21 protein-coding genes are annotated in these 22,735 nt (G+C 61.9%); 9 read left to right on the forward strand and 12 right to left on the reverse strand.

Annotation, left to right across the window (positions count from 1 at the left end):
- Nucleotides 1-111: 111 nt before the first annotated feature.
- Entirely contained in the window at nucleotides 112-1,248 is a 1,137-nt protein-coding gene (locus CFter6_RS13940; protein ID WP_061540439.1) for a metallophosphoesterase, read from the forward strand.
- Here the strand turns inward: CFter6_RS13940 and arfB are convergent.
- Nucleotides 1,245-1,682, reverse strand: coding sequence for an alternative ribosome rescue aminoacyl-tRNA hydrolase ArfB (gene arfB / locus CFter6_RS13945; protein ID WP_082814784.1), 438 nt, complete (start codon nucleotides 1,680-1,682; stop codon nucleotides 1,245-1,247). The genes CFter6_RS13940 and arfB overlap by 4 nt on opposite strands.
- Nucleotides 1,683-1,715: 33 nt before the next feature.
- Entirely contained in the window at nucleotides 1,716-2,417 is a 702-nt protein-coding gene (locus CFter6_RS13950; protein WP_061540440.1) for a glutathione S-transferase family protein, read from the reverse strand.
- A gap of 160 nt (nucleotides 2,418-2,577) precedes the next feature.
- Between CFter6_RS13950 and CFter6_RS13955 the strand changes: the two genes are divergently transcribed.
- On the forward strand, nucleotides 2,578-3,240 hold the full coding sequence (locus CFter6_RS13955) for a YceI family protein (RefSeq protein WP_082814785.1): 663 nt from the start codon (nucleotides 2,578-2,580) through the stop codon (nucleotides 3,238-3,240).
- Between the two features lie 54 nt (nucleotides 3,241-3,294).
- Here the strand turns inward: CFter6_RS13955 and CFter6_RS13960 are convergent, their stop codons facing one another.
- Together CFter6_RS13960 and CFter6_RS13965 are read right to left on the reverse strand one after the other, a co-directional pair.
- A complete protein-coding gene (locus CFter6_RS13960) occupies nucleotides 3,295-4,350 on the reverse strand; it encodes a porin (protein ID WP_236904270.1) in 1,056 nt (351 codons plus the stop codon).
- A gap of 171 nt (nucleotides 4,351-4,521) precedes the next feature.
- Complete coding sequence (locus CFter6_RS13965) at nucleotides 4,522-5,688, reverse strand: C45 family autoproteolytic acyltransferase/hydolase (protein ID WP_061540443.1); 1,167 nt, start codon at nucleotides 5,686-5,688, stop codon at nucleotides 4,522-4,524.
- A gap of 195 nt (nucleotides 5,689-5,883) precedes the next feature.
- Here CFter6_RS13965 and CFter6_RS13970 point away from each other — a divergent pair, with 195 nt between their 5' ends.
- Nucleotides 5,884-6,771 (forward strand): GntR family transcriptional regulator, encoded by an 888-nt coding sequence (locus CFter6_RS13970; protein ID WP_061540444.1) that lies wholly within the window; start codon nucleotides 5,884-5,886, stop codon nucleotides 6,769-6,771.
- A 184-nt stretch (nucleotides 6,772-6,955) separates the two neighbouring features.
- Here CFter6_RS13970 and CFter6_RS13975 read toward each other — a convergent pair whose 3' ends face one another.
- The 8 genes from CFter6_RS13975 to CFter6_RS14010 form a co-directional block, all read right to left on the reverse strand.
- Complete coding sequence (locus CFter6_RS13975) at nucleotides 6,956-7,279, reverse strand: chaperone modulator CbpM (RefSeq protein WP_061540445.1); 324 nt, start codon at nucleotides 7,277-7,279, stop codon at nucleotides 6,956-6,958.
- A 10-nt stretch (nucleotides 7,280-7,289) separates the two neighbouring features.
- Nucleotides 7,290-8,222, reverse strand: a complete 933-nt coding sequence (locus CFter6_RS13980) for a DnaJ C-terminal domain-containing protein (protein WP_061540446.1) — start codon at nucleotides 8,220-8,222, stop codon at nucleotides 7,290-7,292.
- A 1-nt stretch (nucleotide 8,223) separates the two neighbouring features.
- A complete protein-coding gene (locus tag CFter6_RS13985) occupies nucleotides 8,224-8,775 on the reverse strand; it encodes an NADPH-dependent FMN reductase (protein WP_061540447.1) in 552 nt (183 codons plus the stop codon).
- A 20-nt stretch (nucleotides 8,776-8,795) separates the two neighbouring features.
- Nucleotides 8,796-9,206, reverse strand: a complete 411-nt coding sequence (locus CFter6_RS13990) for an OsmC family protein (protein ID WP_061540448.1) — start codon at nucleotides 9,204-9,206, stop codon at nucleotides 8,796-8,798.
- Nucleotides 9,207-9,272: 66 nt separating this feature from the next.
- A complete protein-coding gene (locus tag CFter6_RS13995; protein ID WP_061540449.1) occupies nucleotides 9,273-9,593 on the reverse strand; it encodes an Hpt domain-containing protein in 321 nt (106 codons plus the stop codon).
- Between the two features lie 287 nt (nucleotides 9,594-9,880).
- The gene (locus CFter6_RS14000; RefSeq protein WP_061540450.1) at nucleotides 9,881-11,026 is read right to left on the reverse strand and encodes a methyltransferase; all 1,146 of its coding nucleotides are present in this window, start codon (nucleotides 11,024-11,026) and stop codon (nucleotides 9,881-9,883) included.
- Nucleotides 11,027-11,279: 253 nt separating this feature from the next.
- A complete protein-coding gene (locus tag CFter6_RS14005) occupies nucleotides 11,280-13,061 on the reverse strand; it encodes a methyl-accepting chemotaxis protein (protein ID WP_061540451.1) in 1,782 nt (593 codons plus the stop codon).
- A 29-nt stretch (nucleotides 13,062-13,090) separates the two neighbouring features.
- Nucleotides 13,091-14,749 carry a methyl-accepting chemotaxis protein gene (locus tag CFter6_RS14010; RefSeq protein ID WP_236904271.1) on the reverse strand — a complete coding sequence of 553 codons (1,659 nt, stop codon included), beginning with the start codon at nucleotides 14,747-14,749 and terminating at the stop codon, nucleotides 13,091-13,093.
- Between the two features lie 495 nt (nucleotides 14,750-15,244).
- Between CFter6_RS14010 and CFter6_RS14015 the strand changes: the two genes are divergently transcribed.
- The 6 genes from CFter6_RS14015 (at nucleotide 15,245) to cheB (ending at nucleotide 22,710) form a co-directional block, all read left to right on the forward strand.
- Nucleotides 15,245-16,873 (forward strand): methyl-accepting chemotaxis protein, encoded by a 1,629-nt coding sequence (locus CFter6_RS14015; RefSeq protein WP_061540453.1) that lies wholly within the window; start codon nucleotides 15,245-15,247, stop codon nucleotides 16,871-16,873.
- 30 nt (nucleotides 16,874-16,903) lie between these two features.
- Nucleotides 16,904-17,362, forward strand: a complete 459-nt coding sequence (locus tag CFter6_RS14020) for a chemotaxis protein CheW (RefSeq protein WP_061540454.1) — start codon at nucleotides 16,904-16,906, stop codon at nucleotides 17,360-17,362.
- Nucleotides 17,362-18,609 (forward strand): CheR family methyltransferase, encoded by a 1,248-nt coding sequence (locus tag CFter6_RS14025; RefSeq protein WP_061540455.1) that lies wholly within the window; start codon nucleotides 17,362-17,364, stop codon nucleotides 18,607-18,609. The genes CFter6_RS14020 and CFter6_RS14025 overlap by 1 nt, the downstream gene beginning before the upstream one ends.
- Nucleotides 18,610-18,689: 80 nt before the next feature.
- On the forward strand, nucleotides 18,690-19,382 hold the full coding sequence (locus tag CFter6_RS14030; protein WP_061540456.1) for a chemotaxis protein CheW: 693 nt from the start codon (nucleotides 18,690-18,692) through the stop codon (nucleotides 19,380-19,382).
- Nucleotides 19,379-21,661: a hybrid sensor histidine kinase/response regulator gene (locus tag CFter6_RS14035; protein WP_061540457.1), complete on the forward strand. Its 2,283-nt coding sequence runs from the start codon at nucleotides 19,379-19,381 to the stop codon at nucleotides 21,659-21,661. Before CFter6_RS14030 ends, CFter6_RS14035 begins: the two co-directional genes overlap by 4 nt.
- Nucleotides 21,658-22,710, forward strand: a complete 1,053-nt coding sequence (gene cheB / locus CFter6_RS14040; protein ID WP_061540458.1) for a chemotaxis response regulator protein-glutamate methylesterase — start codon at nucleotides 21,658-21,660, stop codon at nucleotides 22,708-22,710. Before CFter6_RS14035 ends, cheB begins: the two co-directional genes overlap by 4 nt.
- The last annotated feature ends 25 nt before the right edge of the window (nucleotides 22,711-22,735 follow it).

Below are 22,735 nucleotides of genomic sequence, written 5' to 3' on the forward strand. Positions count from 1 at the left end.
CTTTATATAAACGGGCGCCTATTGAAGCCGCCAGCCGCGCCCTAATATGGGCACAAAGCCTGTAAGACGGCTTGTTGCGCCCCTCCACTCTTTTTTCTCACAGGTTCCCCCATGCCTTCGCGCTTTGCCATCGTGCTTGTTCTGTTCTTGCTGGGCGTGCTGCATGCGCTGATCGGCTGGCTCCTGGTGCCGGCGTTATCGGCCGTCCCGTTCTTGCCGGCGGTGCTGGGCGTCTGGCTGCTGCTGTCGTTTTTGCTTATTCCCGGCGGCATGCTGGCTCGTGGAATCCAGAGCCAGCCCTTGTCGGACCGCCTGGCCTGGGCCGGCATGCTCGCCATGGGGATATTTTCATCGCTGCTGCTGGCAACCCTGCTGCGCGAGCTGGCCTTGTGGCTGGCGCCCGTATTTAAGCTGGACCATGATCAATTCGCATTCTGGAGCGCGGTGGCCGTGCTGTTGCTGGCCGCGGTTTCCAGTCTTGTCGGATTTTTCAACGCGCGCCGCCTGGCGGCGGTGGTCGATGTCGATGTCCCGATCAGCGGCTTGCCGGCTGCCTTGCACGGATACAGCATCGTGCAGATCAGCGACATCCACGTCGGCCCGACCATCAAGCACAATTACCTGGACGCCATCGTCAGCAAGGTCAATACCCTCAAGCCAGACCTGATCGCGGTCACCGGCGATCTGGTCGACGGCAGCGTGCAGGAGCTGGCCGTGCACACGGCGCCGCTGGCCAGGCTGCGCTCTCGCCACGGCGCTTATTTCGTCACCGGCAACCATGAGTATTATTCGAACGCGCCGGAATGGGTGGCAGAGGTGCGCCGGCTTGGATTGACCGTGCTCATGAACCAGCATGTCGTCATCAACCACCAGGGAGCGTCGCTGCTGGTGGCGGGCGTCACCGACTATAGCGCCCATCACTTTGACGAAGCCGAACGCAGCGACCCGCATGCAGCGCTGGCCGGCAGTCCGCCGCATGTGGCGCTGAAGGTGCTGCTGGCGCACCAGCCGCGTTCAGCGGCGGCCGCAGCCGACGCCGGCTTCGACCTACAGCTGTCCGGCCATACCCATGGCGGCCAGTTCTTCCCGTGGAATCTGTTCGTGCCCTTGCAGCAGCCTTATACGGCCGGCTTGAACCGCCTGCGCAACCTGTGGGTGTACACCAGCCGCGGCACCGGTTACTGGGGACCGCCGAAGCGGCTGTTTGCGCCATCTGAAATTACCCGCCTGCGCCTGGTGCAGGCCTAGAGAACTACCTTGCCGCGCATGGCTTTGTCCTTGCCGCGCCGGGTCTTGCTGTCGACCCGCTTCAACTGCGAGCTGCGGCTGGGCGCAGTCGGCCGCCGCTTCTTGGGAATCACGGTCACGCCCAGCAGCAATTCCTGCAAGCGCAACAGGGCTTCGCTCTTGTTCTTTTCCTGGCTGCGTGACTGCTGCGCCTTGAGCACCAGCACGCCGTCCTTGGTAATGCGCTGGTCATTCAGGGCCAGCAGCTTTTCCTGGTAGAACTCTGGCAGCGACGAGGCGCGGATGTCGAACCGCAGGTGTATCGCCGATGAAACCTTGTTGACATTCTGGCCGCCCGGCCCTTGGGCGCGGACGGCGCTGATCTCGATCTCACTGAGCGGAATCGCGAGTGAATCGGTGATATACAGCAGCTTGTCGTCATTACGCGTAAACATGCGGAATATTATGGCACGTTGCGCGCTTCAATTTCACTTTGACGGCGCGCTGCGCAGGTCTTCCAGGAACATTCCCGCCGCCTTGGCTTCAGCTTCATGGGCCGGTTCGCGCCAGCTTTCCGTCAGGGCATCCGCGTGCCATTGCCGCATGGCCGGCAAATCGAGCAAACGCACCGCATAAGCTTGCGCTGCGGGGCCCAGCTTGAGGCCATAGGTCTGGATCCGGAAAGCCACAGGAGCAAAAAAGGCGTCGACGGCGCTGAAATTTGCTCCCGCCAGGAAGGGCCCGCCAAAACGCTGCAGGCCCTCACCCCACAACTCATCCAGCCGCGCGATATCAGATTTGAGCGATGCCGGCAACTGCTCGATGCGCACCCGGATGCCGCAATTCATCGTGCAGTGCTCACGCAAGGCGCCGAAACCGGAATGCATCTCGGCGGCGGCGCAACGCGCCCAGCTCCTGGCTTGCGGATCGCTGGGCCAGACACCCTCATGGCGCTCTGCCAGGTATTCCGTGATCCCCAGCGAATCCCAGACAACCGTGCCGCCGTCGTTCAGCGCCGGCACCTTGCCGGTCGGCGAAAAAATGCGGAACGCGTCCCAGTTGGAGCCTGGGGCTCCGTCGGCAAACGGCACCACATGTTCCTTGAACGCCAAACCAAGCTCACGCATCAGCACCCACGGACGCAGCGACCAGGACGAATAGTTTTTGTTGGCGATATACAGCTCATACATGATGTCTGGCGCTCCAGTGTAAGTTGTGATGGCGAAAACCTGATAAATGCATGGGGTGCTGCCGCGTTGTCAGGTTTTTGCCGCAATTGCAGAGTGGCATTTTATATGTTTCCAGGCAAAAATACCCACGAAGCTGTAGCGTAACGATATCGACTGATGCATGATGCCTGTTGCAACCGACAACTTAGCCAAGACCATGACGCCGCTCACCGCCAAGCCACGCGTAATCCCGCCGATCTCCAAGCTTCTGCTGCAGGTGCTGCAGATAGCGGCGCTGTTGCTGCCGGTGTTCGGGGCCAGCGTCTGCAGCGCCGCCGATCGTTACCTGATTGACCCCGAGCATACGTTTTCCTCTTTCGAGTACAGCCACTGGGGTTTATCGATGCAGCGCAGCCGTTTTGACAGCACTTCAGGTTCGATTGAAATCGACCAGGCCAGCCACGGCGGCAGCATCGACATCGAAATCGACGCGGCGTCGGTCAGCACCGGCAGCGACAGCTTCAACCAGGTCATGCGCTCCGGCGACTTCTTCGACGCCGCCAATTTTCCCAAGATCAGTTTCAAGTCTTCCAGCCTGCATTTTGAAGAACAGCAGCTGACGCATGTCGAAGGCGAGCTGACGATCAAGGGCATCACGCATCCGGTAACCCTGGAGATCAGCAATTTCAATTGTCGCTTCATGCTCATTTACGGCAAACAGGCCTGCGGCGCCAATGGCTCCGCCAAGATACTGCGCAGCGATTACAAGCTCGGACGCTACGTCCCCTTTGTCAGCGATGCCGTGACCTTGCATATCGTCGTCGAGGCGATCAGGGAATATTGAAGCGAGGGCGCCGTACTGCACTCCTCAGGCAGCGGCCGGCGCGCCAAGCCAGCTTCAGAACTGGTGGAGAATCCCCGCGATCATCCCGGTCTGGTTATTGCCCGGCACGATCTGGTTATCGATGCCATTGACGCCCATGTTCGATCCGCCCCGGTTGCGTGCGTAAGAGGCAAGCAGGTACAGGCTGCTGCGCTTGGACAAATCGTAAGTTCCCAACAGCGTGATCGTAACAGGATCGGCAGCGCTTCCCTTGGTGTCGGTATAGGCCATCATGCCGGCCAGGGAAATTGCCGGCGTTGCCTGGTATTTCAATCCGCCCCAGTATAAATTGGAGGCACCGGAAATATTCTCGACATCGGAATCCAGCCAGCGGTAGCCAAGGTAGGTCGTGAGTGGTCCCGCACTATAGCTGAGGCCGGCCGCAAGGCGTTTTTCGACCTGGCTCCGGGAAGCGTACGATGTGCCATGGCGCTGATCGAAAACCAGGCCGATGCCCAGAGCGCCGGGAGTATATTGCAAGCCCGCGCCCAGCTCGCGCCCGACCTTCGGCGCGCCGGCCATTTCGCCGCCTTCTTTTATGGTGCTGTCATAACCGAAGCTGTACAGCCCGGTCACCGTCACATCCCTGAATTTTCCACTATATTTGATGGAGTTGTCGGCACGCTCGGCAAATGCCGGATCGTGCGTCAGCGTCGAATAAGACGCCATGCCGGTTGGATCAAAAGGATAAATTACATCGAATAAAATGTTGTAGTGGCGACCGACTGTCACGCTGCCGGATTCTCCAGCCAGCCCAACATAGGCGCGGCGGCCGAACAGGCGGCCGTTCTGGCCTGAAGCGCCTGTGTCGGAGTCAAATCCGCTTTCCAGGCGGTAGATGGCGCGCAGGCCGCCGCCCAGATCTTCGCTGCCTTCCAGTCCCCAGCGCGAACCCCACAGGTTGCCGGAATTGTGATGAATGCGGCGGCTGGGGTTGCCATCGGCATCGGGGACGTTGTTCACCATTTCTATGCCGCTATCTATCACACCGAACAGAGTAACACCGGTCTGCGCAAAAGCGCTGCCGGCCAGCAGCGCCGCCATCGCAGCCATGCATGATTTTTTCTTCAATTGAAATTCCTCCTTGTTTGATCACCGTGTGCTTCTTTTTTGAAAGCAGACTCGCGCCGCTGTATTTTTATGTCATGTCAGCTCCTTCCGATATTTGGAGACGCAGCAATTCCTCGCGGCGGCGATGTTTGACTTCCTTGGTTAAAACGAGGCCGGGCCGGAGTGACCCGGCTACAGGCGGTACTCGACGAAAGCGCCCGGCTGGTGTGGTTTGCACGCTATCCACATGGTGCGGCTGGCGGCATCGATCAGGGTCGTTGCGACTGCCGCGTCAGGTTTGCGCAAGACGCCGCCGATGCCGGGAAAATCATCGGCCAGCGCCTTCTTGACCGTTGCCCAATCGATTTTTCCCGGACCGCGATTGATGGTTTGCAGCATCGCCGTCTCCACGGACCGTTGGCGATAGAGGGAATCCGGGTTGACGGCTAGCCCGCTGGCGCGCAGCTTGCTGTGTGCCACCGGACATAACCAGTGACTGGCATGCACCAGCAAGCCGTGTTGCGGCGTCAGCCAGAAAATTTCGTCCGGCGCGCACTCCAGGTCGACCGCGTCGCCAAGGTGCTGGCCGTCGCCGCTGATCCCGGCCTGCGCCAGCATCAGGTTGATGGAGCAAAGGCGCCGGGTCCGCCACAGCAGCTTCATGGCCGCGTGCATGCTCGGCGCTTCCAGCATCTTGCGCAGCACCAGCACCAGAGGCACATCGGCCAGCTGGCGGTAATCGCGATCCGAACTCAGGGAGTTGCCGGTCAGGGACAGGCCGGCGCTGTTGAAACCGTGCCGCGCCAGGCTGCCGGCTTCGGTCAAGATGAGCAGGTCCGGTTCCTGCGCAGCGCCGCCGCGCCGGATGCGCAGGACGATGCCGGCATCCAGGCACTTTTCCCGCCAGTCCCAGCTATGGGCATGCATCAGACGTCCGCAATCTGCGTTTTCCGGCAACACCACAAGATTGGTGCAGCCGTCGTCACGGTCCTGCCGCATCGCGGACAACTCACCGTGGCTAGACTGCCCGTGGCTAGACCGCCCGTATCCAAACAGCATTTCGCTGCGACAGTTGATGAGGATGACATCCTCCAGCGGCACGCCGGCACCATCGGCTATGCCCTGCATTTCCTCCAGGTAGTCGGGGTCGAAGCGCTTGATCGCCGGCTGCATGCCCTGCGCCAGCGTGCGCAGGCGTCCGGTGCAGATATTCTGCCGCGCCAGCTGCAAGCGATACAGCCCGGCGCTGTGGGCGATGCGTTCAGGGACTGCAGCACCGTGCTGCCACCCACGCTGATAGGGAGAGCCGCACACGCTCACTTCAGGAAAAGATTCAACCGCCGCCACAATAGCGCTCATGCAGGATGCCTCCGAAATTGTTTAATCGACAATTGCGGAGTATCTTGTATTAACTTTTTGATAAAATCAATTCAATGTTACCTTTTGAGAATTACCTTATCCGTTGTGTGCATTCGCCCAGCTTGCTCTATGGTTTACTCGTATGATATTAATCATTTAACATTGAGCGAATGTAAACCTAACAGCGGCACCAGAATGAGCAAAACAACAAAACCCAGCCGCCCCAGCCCTTTGCAACTTGACCTGGCAAATCGCCTGATCCAGCAGATCACCACCGGTGAACTGCCCGCCGGCACCCATCTGACCGAAGAAGGCCTGGCCAGTCAGTTCGACGTCTCGCGGACCCCGGTCAAAGCTGCATTGCGCCTGGTGGCGGAGCAAGAGTTGCTGGACTATCACGTCAACAGCGGCTACTTCGTCAGCAGCAATGCCCGCCCGGAAAGAGCGGCAGAGATGGTGGTCGACGGCATCAGCGGCGACACCCTGTATCTGCGCCTGATCGACGACCGCACCCGCAACCTGTTGCCCGACACCATGACGGAGACCGATTTCCTGGAGCGCTATGAGGTGCCGCGCAGCCTGCTGAGAGGGACACTGGTGCGCATGGCGGCGGACGGCCTGATCGAGAAGCGCCGCGGCCAGGGCTGGAATTTCCCGACGACCATCGGTTCGCCGGAGCTGATGAGCGAAAGCTACCAGTTCCGCATCATGGTGGAGTGCGGCGGACTGCTGGAAAGCAGTTTCCAGATAGACGCCATCCAGCTGCAGAACAGCCGCCTGGCGCACGAAAAATTATTGCAGCAGACACCAGGAGACTATTCAGCTTCGGCGTTTTTCGGCCTCAACGCCGCCTTCCACGAAATGCTGGCGCGCTTCTCCAACAATCGCTTCGTGCTGCAGGCGGTGCAACAGCAAAACCAGCTCAGGCGGCTGGGCGAACATATCGCATTCCACCGCGATCCGCGCCAGATCGATTCATGCAAGGAACATCTGCAAATCATCCAGGCGCTGGAAAACGACAACCGGGAATGGGCATCCGCCCTGATGCGACATCATCTTGGCGTCGCCCGCGATATTAAGTGATTAGATTAGAAATGTATTTATGATCAAAAAAGATCGGCGCCGGATTGCGTAAAATCAAAACATCCGGCGATGATCGACATGTTGGTCGCCATTATCGGCAATCCATATTCGGCCGAAGTCCTGCCCGACACAAAACCCGCCGGACACCTTGGACCGGAAACCCGTCCGTAATGCGGTGAATGCGCTAGCTTAAATGCGGCAATTTGGCATCCACGGCGGCCAGCCGCGCTTCCAGGGTGTGTATCTTTTGCAGCAGGTTGAGCGCCATCGCCACGCCATGCGTATCGAGCTCAAAATCGTCGCGCAGGCGGCGCGCGGTCCTGGCGAGCACGATCGTCTGCGCGCGGAACACATAGGACGACGCGGTGTTCCGGTCCGGCTCGATGGCGCCGATCGCCACCAGTTCTGCCAGCTCGTCATGGCTGAGCCCGGAAAACTCTGCCAGCTCATCCAGCGAACACACCTCGATATCGTTTAACCAAACGGCCTCTACCAATAGAGCAGTCATTGGCGCTCTCCTAGCTAAGATGTTGTCGCGGATTGAATGCCGATTCCGCTGCGAGTTGCTGGAACAGTTCGCGCTCGCGCGCGCTCGGCGCCGGCGGCACTTCTATCCTCACCACCGCATACAGGTTGCCTTGCTCGCCGCCAGCCGACGGCAAACCGCGCCTGGCCAGGCGGAACTGGCGATTGGCGGCGGTGCCGGCAGGAACGCTCAGCTCAACCTTGCCGCCCAGCGTCGGCACCAGCACGGCAGCGCCCAGCACCGCTTCCCATGGTGCCAGCGGCAGGTCGATATACAGGTCTTTTCCGCTCACCCGATACAAGGGATGCGGGATCACTTTCATCACCACATACAGGTCGCCATGCTTGCCGCCATCCTGTCCCTGGCCGCCCTTGCCGGCCAGGCGCAGGCGCTGGCCGTCCTCCGCGCCCTTCGGAACCTTTACCCGATAGGTGTGCGGCACACGGTGCAAGGCGCCGTGCTCGTCGTACTCGGACATGCTCAGGCGGACGTCGGTTTCGCCGCCCTCGTAAATCTGTTCCAGCGTGATCGGCGCATTGACTTCGTAATCCTCGCCGCGCATCGGGCGCACTCTGGCTCCAGGCCCGGCGCCGTGGCGCGAGGCGGCGAAAGCAGCCAGGATATCGGCCATGTCGACATCGCCGAAAGCGGTCCCGCCAGCGGCGAAACCTTGCTGCCAGGACTGCGGCGGCTCGACGTTTTCACCGGTCTGGTGGCTGCCCAGCTGGTCGTAGGCGGCGCGCTTTTCCGTGTCCTTCAAGGTCGAATAAGCTTCAGCGATGTCCTTGAATTTCTCTTCCCCGGCCGGATCCTTGGAAACATCCGGATGGTATTTGTGCGCCAGCTTGCGATAGGCCTGCTTGATTTCGGCGGCGCTGGCCGTGCGTTCGACGCCAAGGGCGCTGTAGTAGTCTTTGAATTTCATTTCAGTTTTTCAAGAACTCGACAAAATTCCGGTTGAATTCCCTGAGCTGTTCACGCACTTGCTGGTCGACCAGCTCACCGCTTTCGTTGAATGCCTTGCCGGCGTGCGACACCATCAAGCGGCCGCCGAACCAGGGTTGCATGCCCAGCGTACGCAATACCGGCAGCCAGGCGTTCTGCGACAGCACGGTGCCGAAACCGCCGGGCGAGGCGCCGATCACCGCCACCCGGCGGCCGCGGAAGATGCGGGCGCTGTCGGCCGGCGGCCTTGACAGCCAGTCAAGCGCGTTCTTGAACACGCCCGGCATCGAATTATTGTATTCCGGCGTCACCAGCAGCAGCGCATCGGCCACCGCGATCTGCTCTTTCAGCAGCGCCACCGCCGGCGGGATACCCTCGGCCAGTTCGAGGTCGCCGTCATACAGGGGGATACCTTTGATGCTGCCGATTTCCAGCTCCGAGCCAGCCGGCATCAGTTCGGCGGCCGCACGCAGCAAGGCGGCGTTCAGCGAACCGCTGCGCAAGCTGCCGGCTACTCCGACAATCTTCGACATGCGTTTCTCCTCAGGATGGGTCAAGCCTGCGGCTCAAGCCGAGCCGGATTCAAGGTGGTCTGAATTTCCGTACCTTGCCTGATAGTCTTTGTGACTGGCGTCTTTTCACAGATCTCGCCCAGCCTGCCAATCTGTTCCGGGCTGAGCAGCGCGCCAAAAGCGACCGTGCGATCGATCTTTTCGTGCCCTTGTTCATCGCGCGAAAAGCGCAGCCGCACGTCGATCAGGCCCAGCTCCCATTGTTTACGATCGGCGTACATGCGTAAAGTCAGGGAGGTGCAGGCGGCCAGTCCAGCCAGCAGCAGTTCATAGGGCGCGGGGCCGCTGTCGGTGCCGCCGTTGTCGAGCGGTTCGTCGGCCTGCAGCCGGTGCGACCGGGCCTGGATTTGCTGGACATAGCCAGTGGTGCTTTGTAAATGTACAGACGCCATGAGCTCTCCATAACAAGTTGGGATTTGATATAGAGACTATAGCCGTTTTAGAGGATCGCGATGCTGCTAAAGCAGTTCAACCTGGCGGCGCAACGCGAGACAGGCCGCGGCCAGTTGCATGTGATCGACGGCCAGCCCCGTATTCAAGACGGCTTCAATGTGCAGCGTGGCGTCAACCATCGCTGCCATGCGGAAAATCATGGCCGCGCCTTTCAGCCTGTGCGCCATCTGCTGCACGGCGCGGTAGTCGTAGCTGGCCAGGGCTTGCTCGATGCTGGCCAGATCTTGCCGGGCGCTGGCCAGGAACAGATCGTCTAGCCCGAGCTCGGATTCGTCCAAAGGCAATAGCGGATCTGGCGGCGGCTGGCTACCTTTGCTCTTGTTCATTTCATCCACTTCTAGTATTTATCCCCGGGATACCGCAACGACTGCCCGCATGGCAGGACAAGGCGCGCGGCCTGTATTCATCCTTTTATGGCCAGATGAACAGAGATAGCCTAGATTTGGAGCTTACTTGCAGCAATAGCAAACTTATATATTTCACAATCGTTAACATTGGGTAACAACAATCCGTCGGCCGCAGCCGCAAAAAACCGACGAATTTACAACACATATTTGCCGCATTGCAATGAAAAGCGGATGTTTTTCACTCCGCCCGATTTAAGCCACTCGATTCAAGCCGCCCCTAGCCGCCATAGCGAAGTCAGCTCAGCGGCGCGCGCGGCGTGCAGCGGATCTGCCTCATCGCTGACCTTCGGATGCTGCGGCCGGATATCGGTTTTTCCCAGCACTTTCAAGCCGGCCGCCTCGATCGCCGCCAGCAGCTCGGCGCGCGAACGCAAGCCCAGGTGCTCAGCCAGGTCGGACAAGATCAGCCAACCCTCGCCGCCCGGTTCCAGATGTTGTGCCAGGCCGCCCAGGAAACCGCGCAGCATGCGGCTCTCGGGATCGTATACCGCGTGTTCTATCGGCGAGCTGGGGCGCGCCGGAATCCAGGGCGGATTGCAGATCACCAGCGGCGCCCGGCCTTCTGGAAACAGATCAGCCTGCAGCAGGGTAACCTGGCCGTCCAGTTCGAGCCGCACCAGGTTCTCGCGCGCGCAACGCAGGGCGCGCGGGTCCATATCGGTCGCCACGATGCGCTCTACGCCGCGCTTAGCCAATAACGCTGCGAGTACGCCAGTGCCGGTGCCGATATCAAAAGCTAGCTTGGTGGACGGCAACGGCGCAGCCTCCACCAGCCCGATATATTCTCCGCGCACAGGCGAATACACGCCGTAGTGCGGATGGATGCGCGCGCCCAGCGCAGCGATCTCGACGCCCTTCTTGCGCCACTCGTGGGCGCCGATCAGGCCCAGCAATTCGCGCAGCGAAGCCACGAACGGCTCGGCCGGCGCGCCATAGGCTTCGTTGCAGGCGAGCTGCACATCGGGCGCGCGGCGCAAAGAGATGCTGTAATCGGCCTCGAACGGCAGCAGCAGCATGCCCAGGGTACGCGCCCGTTGCGATTGGGCCTGGCGGTGCAGGTTGAAGGCATCGGTTGGCGACACCGGCTGTTTGCGCGGCTTGCCGCGCTTCTCGGGTTTCGGTTCGGCGCGGCGCGCCAGCGCCTGCAGCAACTGGCGGGCGTTCTGGAAATCGCCGCGCCACAGCATGCCGGTGCCTTCGCAGGCCAGGCGGTAAGCGCTGTCGGCCGTCATCCTGTCATCCGCAATCACTACCCGCTTGGGCGCCGGATTGCCGTTTTCCGAACGCCAGCGCGCCGAGCGCGGCTGGTCTTCCTCGATCCAGTGGATCATCGGCTGTTCGCTCGCCGTCATGCGGCGCTCGCGGAACAGTCGGCCGAAGGCAATTCGACAGTAGTGGAATTCAAACGCATGGATTGGTCTCGATCAGTGTAGGTAGGCAGGAAGCAGGTCACGATGTTTTGCAAAACATCATCTGCGCTGTCCGTTTGCCGTCACGGCAGGCGGACATCTTCGATACTTACAAGTATACCTCTTGACCGCGGCTATGCGCCGTTTCTTTCATCCGGACAAATTCAAGGCCGCCGGCGTCCTGCAAACCACCCTGTTAAAACGTCTCCCAGTCATCCGCATTAGACGCCGCCAGCTTGACCGCAGGAGCTTTCCATGATGTTTGCTGTACCTTGCCGGCGGTAAGCTTGCCAGCGCCAGTGCGCGTCTTGCTGGCGGCGACAGTCTTCAGGGCCGGGGGCGGGGAACGCTTGGCGGGCGCCGGCCTGGCGCTCGGCAGCGGCTCGGCGCGCTTGGCCAGCGCCGGCGGCGCACTATCGCGCTGCCGCTCAGCCACGCGGAACACCGACACCGCATCCTGCAGGCGCTGCGCCTGCCCTTCCAGCGAACCGGCCGCGGCCGCCACCTGCTCCACCAGCGCGGCGTTCTGCTGCGTCACCTGGTCCATCTGCGTAACCGCCTGGTTGACCTGTTCGATGCCGCTGCTTTGTTCTTCCGAGGCCACCGTGACTTCCGCCATGATGTCGGTCACGCGCTTGACGGCCTGCACGATTTCACCCATGGTCTGGCCGGCCCGCGCCACCAGCTCGGAGCCGCCATCGACCTTGCCGACCGAATCTCCTATCAGCTCCTTGATTTCCTTGGCCGCCTGGGCGCTGCGCTGGGCCAGGCTGCGCACCTCGGCCGCCACTACCGCAAAACCGCGTCCTTGCTCGCCGGCCCGGGCCGCCTCCACCGCCGCGTTCAGCGCCAGGATATTGGTCTGGAACGCAATGCCGTCGATCACGCCGATAATGTCGGCGATGCGCCTGGAGCTGTCGGTAATGCCTTGCATGGTATGCACCACTTGCCCGACCACCTCGCCGCCCTTGGCCGCGATGCTGGAAGCGCTCTGCGCCAGCTGGCCGGCCTGCCTGGCGTTGTCGGCATTCTGCCGCACGGTGGCGGTCAGCTGCTCCATGCTGGCGGCGGTCTGCTGCAGCGAAGCCGCCTGCTGCTCGGTGCGCGCCGACAAATCGCTGTTGCCGGCGGAGATTTCCTTGATCGAAGCGCCGATATTGTGAGTGCCCTCGCGAATCTCGGTGATAGCCGCCGCCAGCTGCTGCTGCATCTGCCGCATCGCATGCAGCAGGCTGGACTTGTCCTTGCCGTCGACCAGCACCGCCACGTCCAGCTCGCCGCCGGCGATCCTGGCGGCGATGGCGGCGGCATAACTCGGTTCTCCGCCCAGGCTGCGCGTCACGCTGCGGATGATCAGCAGCATGGTGGCCGAGACTGTCACGCCGATGACGAACATGATCAGCAGCTGCTTGAGCAGGTTGTCGTAAAACGCCGCCTGCACATCGTTGACGAACACGCCCGACACCAGGAACCAGTCCCACGGCGCGAAATAATTCACCTGGCTGATTTTCTCGGCGCGGGTGTCGGCGGTACCCGGCAAGCGCCCCATGTAATGGACGATGCCCTGCTGTTGCTGCTTGCCCAGCTTGACCATTTCCACGTAATACAGCTTGCCGTCGGTATCCTTGCGCTCGCCGACATTCTTGTTGACGATATCCTTGCTGGTCGGGTGCATCAGCACCACCGGCCGCGAATCGAAGACAAACACATAGTTGTCCTGCGCATAGCGCATGCTGCTGATGCGTTGCAAGGCCTGGCTTTGCGCGTCCGCCAGGCTAAGCCGGTTGGCGGCGACATCGTCGGCATACCCCTTGACGATGCCGGCCGCGGTTTCCACCACATTCTTCAGCCCGGCTTCGCGTTCCTTCATCATGGTGTCGCGCGTGTTCAGGGCGGACCAGCCGGCCAGCAGCAGCAACCCCAGCCACATGACCGCCAGCACCAGCCACAACTTTGCTTTCAGACTCAGATTTTTCATGCCCGCGTACTTTCCTTAAAAGATTAAATCTAGGCTGCCGCCCGCCGCGCCGCCGGCCTGCTTCCCAATTGCGCCTGCTGCGGCGTGATATCCAGCGGCCGCCTGCCTGCTCCGGCATGTAGCGAGGGACTGGCAGGTCCGCTGTCCGTCTTGAATACGCTCACCATCTGCGCCAGGCTGACCGCCTGCTCCTGCAGCGATGCGGCGGCAGCGGCGGCCTGCTCCACCAGCGCCGCGTTTTGCTGGGTGACCTCGTCCATTTGTGTGATCGCGTGGTTGACCTGCTCGATGCCCGTGCTTTGTTCCTGGCTGGCGGTGGCGATCTCGCCGATGATGTCAGTCACCCGCTTGACGCTGGTCACTACCTCGCCCATGGTCGCGCCGGCCTGCTCGACCAGCCGGCTGCCGCTGCCGACCTGGTTCACCGAATCGTCGATCAGCACCTTGATTTCCTTGGCCGCGGCCGCCGAGCGCTGCGCCAGGCTGCGCACTTCCGCCGCCACCACGGCAAAACCGCGGCCCTGTTCGCCCGCGCGCGCCGCTTCCACCGCTGCATTGAGGGCCAGGATATTGGTCTGGAACGCGATGCCATCGATCACGCCAATGATGTCGACGATTTTCTTCGATGAGCTGCGGATATTGCCCATGGTGTCGACCACCTGCGACACCACCGCGCTGCTGTTGCTCGCCACTTGAGAGGCAGTCACCGCCAGCTGGTTGGCCTGGCGCGCGTTGTCGGCGTTCTGCTTGACGGTCGAGGTCAGCTGTTCCATCGCCGACGCGGTTTCTTCCAGCGATCCGGCTTGCTGTTCAGTGCGGCTCGACAGGTCCAGGTTGCCGCTGGCGATCTGGCCGGAGGCGGTGGCGATGGTGTCGGCCGAACTCTTGATGTTGGTGATCGTATGCAGCAGCGATGCGCGCATGCATTTCATCGCATACACCAGGCTGCGCGTGTCGCCGGGCCGGGTCGCGATATCGAGGCTGAGGTCGCCGTCGGCGATGCGGTTGGCGATAGCGGCAGCAGCGCCCGGATCGCCGCCTATCGCGGCCAGCATGCTGCGGTTGGAATAGATCACCAGAGCAACCAGCGTCAGCGCCACCGCCAGCAGGATGGCGCCGGCCTGGTACAGCGACTGCATGAAAGCCTGGTTGAGGTCGTCCACGTAAATGCCGGTGGTGGCAATCCAGTCCCACGGCTGGTAGCCAAGCGCGAACGACATCTTCGGCACTGCTTCAGCCGCGCCGACGCGCGGCCAGACGTAGTCGATAAAACCGCCGCCGCTCTGGCTGCCGGCCTTGGAAATCAGGACGAACACCAGGTTGCCGTCGGGATCCTTGAAATCGCTCATCTTGCGGCCGTCCAGCTCCGGCTTGATCGGATGCATGACCATCACTTCATTCGAGGTCGACACCGAAAAATAACCGTCTTTGCCGTAGCGCATGGCTTTCAGGCGCGCCAGCGCCTGCTGCTGCGCCTCGTCCTTGCCGAGGACGCCGCTGGCGGCCATGGCGCCGTATTCCTTGATCATGTTCATGGCGACATTGGAGACATTGATCAAATCGCTTTTACGCTCGTCAAGCCGGATCTGCCGCGCCTGGTAGGCATTGAATACGGAGATCGAAAATAGTGCGACCAGGCTGACCAGCAGCGGCAGCCATAGTTTCTGCGTAAAAGACAGTTTGTTCATGAATGGGTCTCCGTTTGCCTTGGCAATTATCGATAGCGTGCGGCGTCGCGGCGCCGGCACGGGAAGCATTTGCTGCTTTCCTTTGCTGCTTTCCTTTGCTGCTTTCCTTTGCTGCTTTCTTTTACGTTAACGGCAGCGCCGCTGCATAGCTGAAGGGACAGAGACAAAAATTGTGCGCGGCTGCCGAGGCTGATCTGGCACGCGGCGGTTTGACAATCGGAATCGCCGCTGACGGCGGCACAAGGGTTAATCGATTGTTACCTTCGAGATTTCACAATGATATACAAATCAGTATCCAAAAATCTGCAATAATCGGCGCCCGACACTGGTCCGGCATGACCAAAAATTCGCCCGTTTTCGATCTGGCTGGTTTATTGTATCCACTCAGAAACTCACCGGAACGGCGCAGTTGTCAATTCACCAATTTCGGACCGTTCTCAAGCCGTAGACCAGGGGAACGCAGCGATCATAGATTAACGACAGGAGAGATGACACGTGAAGCAATGGACTATTCGGCAAAGAATGCTGGTCAGTTTTGGGCTTATCCTGGCGTTGATGGGATTCATGGCTGGCATCACCTATCTCAAGCTGGAGGCGATCGAACACGAAACCACCAGCTTCCAGACCGATTCCATGCCGGGCCTGGAATTGAGCACCGGCATACGCTCGACCTGGTTCCAGAGTTACCTGCTGGCGCTGCAGGTAGTGGCGCTGGATAACCCGGACGAACGCAAGCAGGACCTGGCAACCATGCGCGCCGACGCCGAAAAAATGGACAAGCTGATCGCCGACTACGACAAGACCATTTTCGAAGGCGAGGACAGGACCAACTTCAACGCCTTCAAGGCCGCACGTACGCAATACGACCGGCTCATGGCTGATGTATTGAAACTGGACGACTCGCAAAAGAATCCGCAAGCGCGCGCCCTGCTGATACAGCAGCTGGAGCCGGCCTGGCAGCTGGGGCGCAACGCCGCCACCCAGCTGCGCGATTTCAACCAGCAAGCCGAAGTGCACTCGGTAGACAAGATCGAATCCGCGGTGCTGGTCGCCAAGAGTACTTTGCTGGTAGCGCTGGTGATCGCGCTGGTGGCCGCCCTGATCTGCGGCTTCTTCCTGTTGCGCGCCATCACGCGGCCGATGGCGGACCTGATCGCGGCGCTGGAAGTGATCCGTTCCGGCGACCTGTCGCAACGCCTGAACCTGAATCGCCATGATGAATTCCAGGCGCTGGAAGTAGGCCTCAACCGCATGTCGGACGAATTGACCGGGCTGGTCGGGCAAGCGCAGAAATCGGCGGTGCAGGTTACTACCTCGGTGGTCGAGATCGCCGCTACCGCCAAGCAGCAACAAGCCACCGCCAATGAAACCGCCGCCACCACCACCGAAATCGGCGCCACTTCGCGCGAGATCTATTCCACTTCGCGCGAACTGGTCAACACCATGAACGAAGTCTCGTCCGGTGCAGAGGAAGCAGCGCGGCTGGTCGGCACCGGCCAGGCCGGCCTGACCCAGATGGAAGACACCATGCACCACGTGATGGATGCGGCCGGCTCGGTCAACGCCAAGCTGGCCATCCTCAACGAAAAAGCCAGCAATATCAACCAGGTGGTAACTACCATCACCAAGGTCGCCGGCCAGACTAACCTGCTGTCGCTGAACGCTGCCATCGAAGCGGAAAAGGCCGGCGAATACGGTCGCGGGTTTTCCGTAGTGGCGACCGAGATCCGCCGCCTGGCCGACCAGACTGCGGTGGCGACCTACGACATCGAACAGATGGTGAAAGAGATCCAGTCCGCGGTATCGGCCGGCGTCATGGGTATGGACAAATTTTCCGAAGAAGTGCGGCGCGGCATCGCCGACGTGCAGAACGTCGGCACCCAGCTGTCGCAGATCATCCACCAAGTGCAGGCCTTGACGCCACGCTTCCAGTCGGTCAACGAAGGAGTGCAGGCGCAAGCCGTCGGCGCCGAACAGATCAGCCAGGCGCTGACGCAGCTGAGCGAAGCCGCCCAGCAAAGCGTGGAATCGCTGCGCCAGTCGAGCCAGGCGATCGATGAACTGACGCTGACCGCCAACGGCTTGCGCAACGGCGTATCGCGCTTCAAACTGAAATCCGGCTGAAGCAGCAGCGGAGTTGCGGAGTTACATATAATGCTTTTTTTATTGTTCCAGATCGGCCAGGACCATTACGCACTCGACACCCGCCAGGTGGCGGTAGTGCTGTCGCTGGCCAACCTGAAACAGATACCCGCAAGCGCGCCCTGGGTGGCTGGCGTATTCACCTATCGCGGCCAGTCGGTGCCGGTGATCGATCTCAGCCAGCTGGCGCTGGGCCGGCCAGCCCAGCGCCGCCTCAGCACCCGCATGGTGCTGGTGCATTATCCGGCCCCAGGTCCGGACAGCCGCCTGCTGGGGCTGGTGCTGGAAAAATCCAGCGAAATCATGCGCCGCGAACCTTCCGAGTTTCGCGACAGCGGCCTCGACCACAGCGATGCGCCCTACCTGGGACCGGTCACCGACGATGCGCGCGGGCTGATCCAGTCGGTCCAGGTACAGGACCTGCTGCCGCCTGAAGTCCGGGCGCAGCTGTTTCCGGCAGCGGAGCAATAATGCCGCTGGCAAAATTCGAAACCATGCTGAAACGTACGATGGGGCTGGATGTCCAGTCCATCGGCCGGCCCATGCTTGAGCGCGCCTTGCACGAGAGGCGCGACAAAAGCGGCGTCGACGACCTTGACGCCTACTGGATGCTGCTGCAGATGTCGGAGCAGGAACAGCTGCACCTGATCGAATCGGTGATCGTGCCCGAGACCTGGTTCTTCCGCAACCGCGAAGCGTTCAACGAAATGGCGCAACTGCAGCCGCAGCGATCGATCAGCGCCAGCCAGCCCTTGCGCATCCTGAGCCTGCCCTGCTCCACCGGCGAAGAACCGTATTCGATTGCGATGGCCTTGCTCGACATCGGCATGCCGCCGCAACATTTCCGCATCGACGCCATCGACATCAGCGCGCAATCGCTCGCCATTGCGCGCCAGGCGGTATACGGCAAGAACTCGTTCCGCGGCAATTCACTGGCGTTCCGCGACCACTATTTCGCCCTCAATGAACAAGGCTACGCGCTGTCGGAGACAGTGCGCCAGCAGGTGCGCTTCATCCAGAGCAATCTGTTTGCGCCTACCCTGCTGCATGGCGAAGCGCAGTACGACATTGTCTTTTGCCGCAACCTGCTGATCTATTTCGACCGCGCCACCCAGCACCAGGCCGTGACCATCCTGACCCAGCGGCTGGCGCCCGAGGGCCTGCTGTTTGTCGGCCCGGCGGAAAGCGCCCTGATGATGCAGCATGCGCTGACGCCGATCAAGGCGCCGATGGCCTTCGCCTTCCGCCAGGGCGCACCCAGACAGGAGCCGGCCAGGCCTGCGGCGGCGCCAGTCGCGGCTTTTGCGCCGCAGCCGCCGGCGCCGTTGCGGCCGGAGCCAAGACCGGCCGCCGCGCGCGCAGCGTCGTCAAGGACCCGGCCTGCGGCAGACCTGCCTTCGCTGCCGCAAACTACCCTGGCGACGGTCCAGCTGCTGGCCGACCAAGGCAAACTGGGCGAAGCCGCCAGCCTGTGCGAACAGTTGATCCAGCGCCATGGCCCGTCGGCGGCGGCATATTACCTGATGGGCGTGATCCACGACGCCGCCGACCGCAAGCAAGCCGCGGCAGACTGCTATCGTAAAGCCTTGTACCTGGAGCCGGCCCACGCCGCCGCCATGACCCACCTGGCGGCCCTGCTGCAAACCCAGGGCGACATCGCCGGCGCCCAGCTGCTGCGGCAACGGGCGCGGCGTTCGGCAGAAAACAACCCGTCCTGACATGCGCTTGACCCTGACATCTTCTCCCAATGGCGTTGCCGCTTCAGGCTGGCCGAAGTTAGCCGTATGATGTGCCAATCATGACTACATCACTTGATTATCAAACCGACACCGGACTGATCGACGACTGCTGGAACCGCATCGGCGTGCGCGGCGATTCTTCATGCGAGCGTCTGGCGCTGCATATCGATTGCCGCAACTGTCCGGTCCATGCGCGCGCCGCAGCCGAGCTGCTGGACCGGCTGCAGCTGGACGGCGGCAGCGACGGCTGGCTTGAGCTGGCCGAAGAGCCGCAGCAAGACGGCGCCGACCTCCACTCCCTGCTGTTGTTCCGCATCGGCGAAGAATGGCTGGCGCTGCCGACCGCGCTGCTGGAAGAAATCACCGAGCTGCGCGCCGTGCACCGCTTGCCGCACCGGCAAAACGCGGTTGTGCTCGGCATCACCAATATCCGCGGAGCGCTGGTGACTTGCGTGTCGCTGGCGGCGATGCTCGGCATCAGTGACAGCAGCAGCGACAGCAAGCCCACCGCGCGCCAGGAACTGCTGCGGCGCATGCTGATCGTCAGGCACAACGGCCAGACCACTGCGTTCACCGCGGATGAAGTGCACGGCACCTTGCGCGTCGCCGCCTCGGCCCGGCAGCCGGTGCCCACCACCCTGACCCGCGCCGCCGGCCACTTCACGGACGCCGTGATCCAGTGGAACGGGCATAGCGTCGGCCTGCTGGACCAGGAACTGCTGTTTCACACCTTGGATCGGAGCCTGGCATGAACGCCGACGACATGCGCGATGCCTCGATGCTCGACCTGTTCCGCCTGGAGGTAGAGACCCAGGCGCAAGTGATGAGCAGCGGCCTGCTGGCGATTGAACGCGCGCCGCTGCAACAGCCACCGCAGCAGCAGCTGGAAGCCTGCATGCGCGCCGCCCATTCGATCAAGGGCGCGGCGCGGATTGTCGGCGTCCAGGCAGGGGTCGACGTTACCCATGTCATGGAAGACTGTTTTGTTTCGGCACAGCAGGGAAAAGTGCAGCTCGGGCCGCGCCGCATCGACCAGTTGCTGCACGGCGTCGACCTGCTGCAGCGGATCGCCGCCAGCGCCGAAGACCTGGAGCTGTGGCAGGCCGGCAGCGGCCGCAAGGAAATCGAAACTTTCCTGCGCGGCCTGGAAAACAGCTTGCAACAAGCCGATGACCGCGCACGCGAGCCGCAGGCGGCGGCGGAACCGGAAGATGAGGCGGTGCCGGCGGCCGATGAAGCAGCCCCAGGCAAGAACCAGGACAAGATCAAGAGTCAGGACCAGGGCGACCGCATGCTGCGCGTCACCGCGGCGCATTTGAACCAGCTGGTCAGCCTGTCCGGCGAATCGCTGGTGGAATCGCGCTGGCTGCCCGCTTTCAACGAATCGCTGCTGCGCCTGAAACGGCTGCAGCAGAACACCGCGCAATCGCTGGAAACCCTGCATGACTCCCTGCGCGAGGGTAATCTCGCAAGCGCCCACCTCAAGGCCTTGCAGGATGTCCGCCAAAATATCGACGCCAGCCAGAAGATGCTGGCCGAGCGTCTGACAGAACTTGAGCTGTTCGAACGGCGCAATAGCAGCCGTGCGCAGCGTCTGTACGATCAAGCCCTGGCCAGCCGCATGCGGCCGTTCGCCGACCGCGTGGTCGGTTACGACCGCATGGTGCGCGACCTCGGGCGCACCCTGGGCAAGCAAGTCAAGCTGGAGATCAACGGCCAGACCACCCAGGTTGACCGCGACATCCTGGAACAGCTGGATGCGCCGCTGGTGCACCTGCTGCGCAATGCGCTGGACCACGGCGTCGAAACGCCGCAGCAGCGCCGCGCCGCCGGCAAGGGCGAAGAAGGCCTGGTCACGTTGACCGCACGCCATCATGCCGGCCTGCTGCAGATCACCATCAGCGACGACGGCAACGGCGTCGACCTGGAACAGCTGCGCGCCTCCGTGGTGCAGCGCGGCCTGGTGGACCACGCCACCGCGAGCCGCCTGAGCGATGCCGAGCTGCTGCATTTCCTGCTGCTGCCCGGCTTCAGCATGCGCGACACGGTGACCGAAATTTCCGGACGCGGGGTTGGCCTGGATGTGGTCCACAACATGCTCAAGCGCATGCGCGGCACCATCCAGATTTTCAGCGAAGCCGGCCACGGCATGCGTTTCCAGCTGCAATTGCCGCTGACGCTGTCGCTGGTGCGCAGCCTGCTGGTCAGCATAGGCGGCGAGCCCTACGCCTTTCCGCTGGCTTACGTCAACCGCACCATGATATTGGAGCGGAGCCAGATCGAATCGCTGGAAGGCCGCCAGCATTTTGCCTTTGAAGAACGCCAGATCGGCCTGGTCGCCGCCAGCCAGATCCTGCAGAGCGGCGATGCTGCCGCAAGCGACGACCGCATTGCCCTGGTGGTGATCGGCGACCAGACCCAGACCTATGGCTTGCAGGTTGACCGCCTGCTGGGTGAACACATGCTGGTGGTGCAACCGCTGGATGCACGCCTGGGCAAGATCAAAGATGTAGCGGCGGCGGCGCTGATGGAAGACGGCTCCCCGGTGCTGATCCTGGACGTGGCCGACATGCTCAATTCGGTCGAGAAACTGATTGCCCAGGGCCAGCTCAGCAAGATCCAAGGCAACAGCAGCCAGCAACAGGTGCAGACCAGCAAGCGGGTGCTGGTGGTCGACGATTCGCTCACCGTGCGCGAACTGGAACGCAAGCTGCTCAGCAACCGCGGTTATACGGTGCGCGTCGCGGTGGACGGCATGGATGGCTGGAACGCCCTGCGCAGCGAACCGTTCGACCTGGTGGTGACCGATATCGACATGCCGCGCATGGATGGCATCGAGCTGGTCACCTTGATCAAGAAAAACCTGCAGCTGAAAGCCATCCCGGTCATGATCGTGTCTTACAAGGACCGCCAGGAAGACCGCCAGCGCGGGCTCGAAGCCGGCGCCGATTATTACCTGGCCAAAGCCAGCTTCCATGACGAAACCCTGCTGCAGGCGGTGGAAGACCTGATCGGCGAGGCCCACTCATGAAGATCGGTATCGTCAACGATGCGCCGATTGCGGTAGAAGCGCTGCGCCGCACGCTGGTCCAGCGCCAGGACCACGAGATCATCTGGATTGCCGAGGACGGCCAGCGCGCCATTGAGCTGTGTGCATGGCAGGTGCCGGACCTGATCCTGATGGACCTGATGATGCCGGTGCTCGACGGCGTCGCCGCCACCCGCCACATCATGGCGCATACGCCCTGCGCGATCCTGATCGTCACCGGCGACGTCGGCGCCAATGTCTCTGCGGTCTATGATGCAATGGCCTACGGCGCGCTGGATGCGATCGATACCCCGAGCACCCTGAGCGGCTACCAGCGCAACGACGTCAACACCATGCTGGCCAAGATCGACTCTATCGAAAAACTGCTCAACCAGCGCCAGTCGCTGCCAGAACAAGGAGCGCCGGCGGCCGCAACGACGACTACCGCGGCGGGCGGCAAAAAATCGTCTCTGCCGGCCCCCGATTCAAAATACCTGGTCGCCATCGGCGCTTCCGCCGGCGGTCCGGCGGCACTGGCCACCCTGCTGTCGCAGCTGCCGGCCGATTTCCCGGCGGCGCTGGTGGTGGTGCAGCATGTGGATGCCCAGTTCGCCTCCGGCATGGCAGAGTGGCTCAGCAGCCAGTCGAAGCTGCCGGTGCGGCTGGCGCAGGCCGGCGACAGCCCGGTGCCGGGCCACGTCCTGTTGGCCGGGACCGACGACCATCTGCGCCTGACCCGGCCGTTCCAGCTCGGCTACACCGAACAACCCAGCGGCTATCCCTACCGGCCGTCAATCGACGTTTTTTTCCAGAGCGTGGTCGAATTGTGGGCGGGGAAAGCGGTCGGCATTCTGCTGACCGGCATGGGCCGCGACGGCGCCCTGGGGCTGAAAGCCATGCGCGACAAAGGTTATTACACGATCGCCCAGGACCGTGAATCCAGCGCTGTGTACGGCATGCCGAAGGCGGCCGCCCTGCTCGATGCGGCCGACGCCATCCTGCCAGTGAACCAGATAGCAGCAAAGCTGGTCAGCATCATATGCAAACGATAACTGCAGCAAACGATAACTGCAGCAA

This window comes from Collimonas fungivorans (assembly GCF_001584145.1).
Lineage (GTDB): Bacteria > Pseudomonadota > Gammaproteobacteria > Burkholderiales > Burkholderiaceae_D > Collimonas > Collimonas fungivorans.

Bases quoted from the DNA above. Each gene is read 5' to 3' on its own strand.
- CFter6_RS14000 (WP_061540450.1), bottom strand. From the start codon at position 11,026: ATGACGGCGAGCGAACAGCCGATGATCCACTGGATCGAGGAAGACCAG.
- CFter6_RS13970 (WP_061540444.1), top strand. From the start codon at position 5,884: ATGAGCAAAACAACAAAACCCAGCCGCCCCAGCCCTTTGCAACTTGAC.
- arfB (WP_082814784.1), bottom strand. From the start codon at position 1,682: ATGTTTACGCGTAATGACGACAAGCTGCTGTATATCACCGATTCACTC.
- CFter6_RS13955 (WP_082814785.1), top strand. From the start codon at position 2,578: ATGATGCCTGTTGCAACCGACAACTTAGCCAAGACCATGACGCCGCTC.
- CFter6_RS13950 (WP_061540440.1), bottom strand. From the start codon at position 2,417: ATGTATGAGCTGTATATCGCCAACAAAAACTATTCGTCCTGGTCGCTG.
- CFter6_RS14010 (WP_236904271.1), bottom strand. From the start codon at position 14,749: ATGAACAAACTGTCTTTTACGCAGAAACTATGGCTGCCGCTGCTGGTC.
- CFter6_RS13995 (WP_061540449.1), bottom strand. From the start codon at position 9,593: ATGAACAAGAGCAAAGGTAGCCAGCCGCCGCCAGATCCGCTATTGCCT.
- CFter6_RS14035 (WP_061540457.1), top strand. From the start codon at position 19,379: ATGAACGCCGACGACATGCGCGATGCCTCGATGCTCGACCTGTTCCGC.
- CFter6_RS13980 (WP_061540446.1), bottom strand. From the start codon at position 8,222: ATGAAATTCAAAGACTACTACAGCGCCCTTGGCGTCGAACGCACGGCC.
- CFter6_RS14025 (WP_061540455.1), top strand. From the start codon at position 17,362: ATGCCGCTGGCAAAATTCGAAACCATGCTGAAACGTACGATGGGGCTG.
- cheB (WP_061540458.1), top strand. From the start codon at position 21,658: ATGAAGATCGGTATCGTCAACGATGCGCCGATTGCGGTAGAAGCGCTG.
- CFter6_RS13940 (WP_061540439.1), top strand. From the start codon at position 112: ATGCCTTCGCGCTTTGCCATCGTGCTTGTTCTGTTCTTGCTGGGCGTG.
- CFter6_RS14030 (WP_061540456.1), top strand. From the start codon at position 18,690: ATGACTACATCACTTGATTATCAAACCGACACCGGACTGATCGACGAC.
- CFter6_RS14005 (WP_061540451.1), bottom strand. From the start codon at position 13,061: ATGAAAAATCTGAGTCTGAAAGCAAAGTTGTGGCTGGTGCTGGCGGTC.
- CFter6_RS13965 (WP_061540443.1), bottom strand. From the start codon at position 5,688: ATGAGCGCTATTGTGGCGGCGGTTGAATCTTTTCCTGAAGTGAGCGTG.
- CFter6_RS13975 (WP_061540445.1), bottom strand. From the start codon at position 7,279: ATGACTGCTCTATTGGTAGAGGCCGTTTGGTTAAACGATATCGAGGTG.
- CFter6_RS13990 (WP_061540448.1), bottom strand. From the start codon at position 9,206: ATGGCGTCTGTACATTTACAAAGCACCACTGGCTATGTCCAGCAAATC.
- CFter6_RS13985 (WP_061540447.1), bottom strand. From the start codon at position 8,775: ATGTCGAAGATTGTCGGAGTAGCCGGCAGCTTGCGCAGCGGTTCGCTG.
- CFter6_RS14020 (WP_061540454.1), top strand. From the start codon at position 16,904: ATGCTTTTTTTATTGTTCCAGATCGGCCAGGACCATTACGCACTCGAC.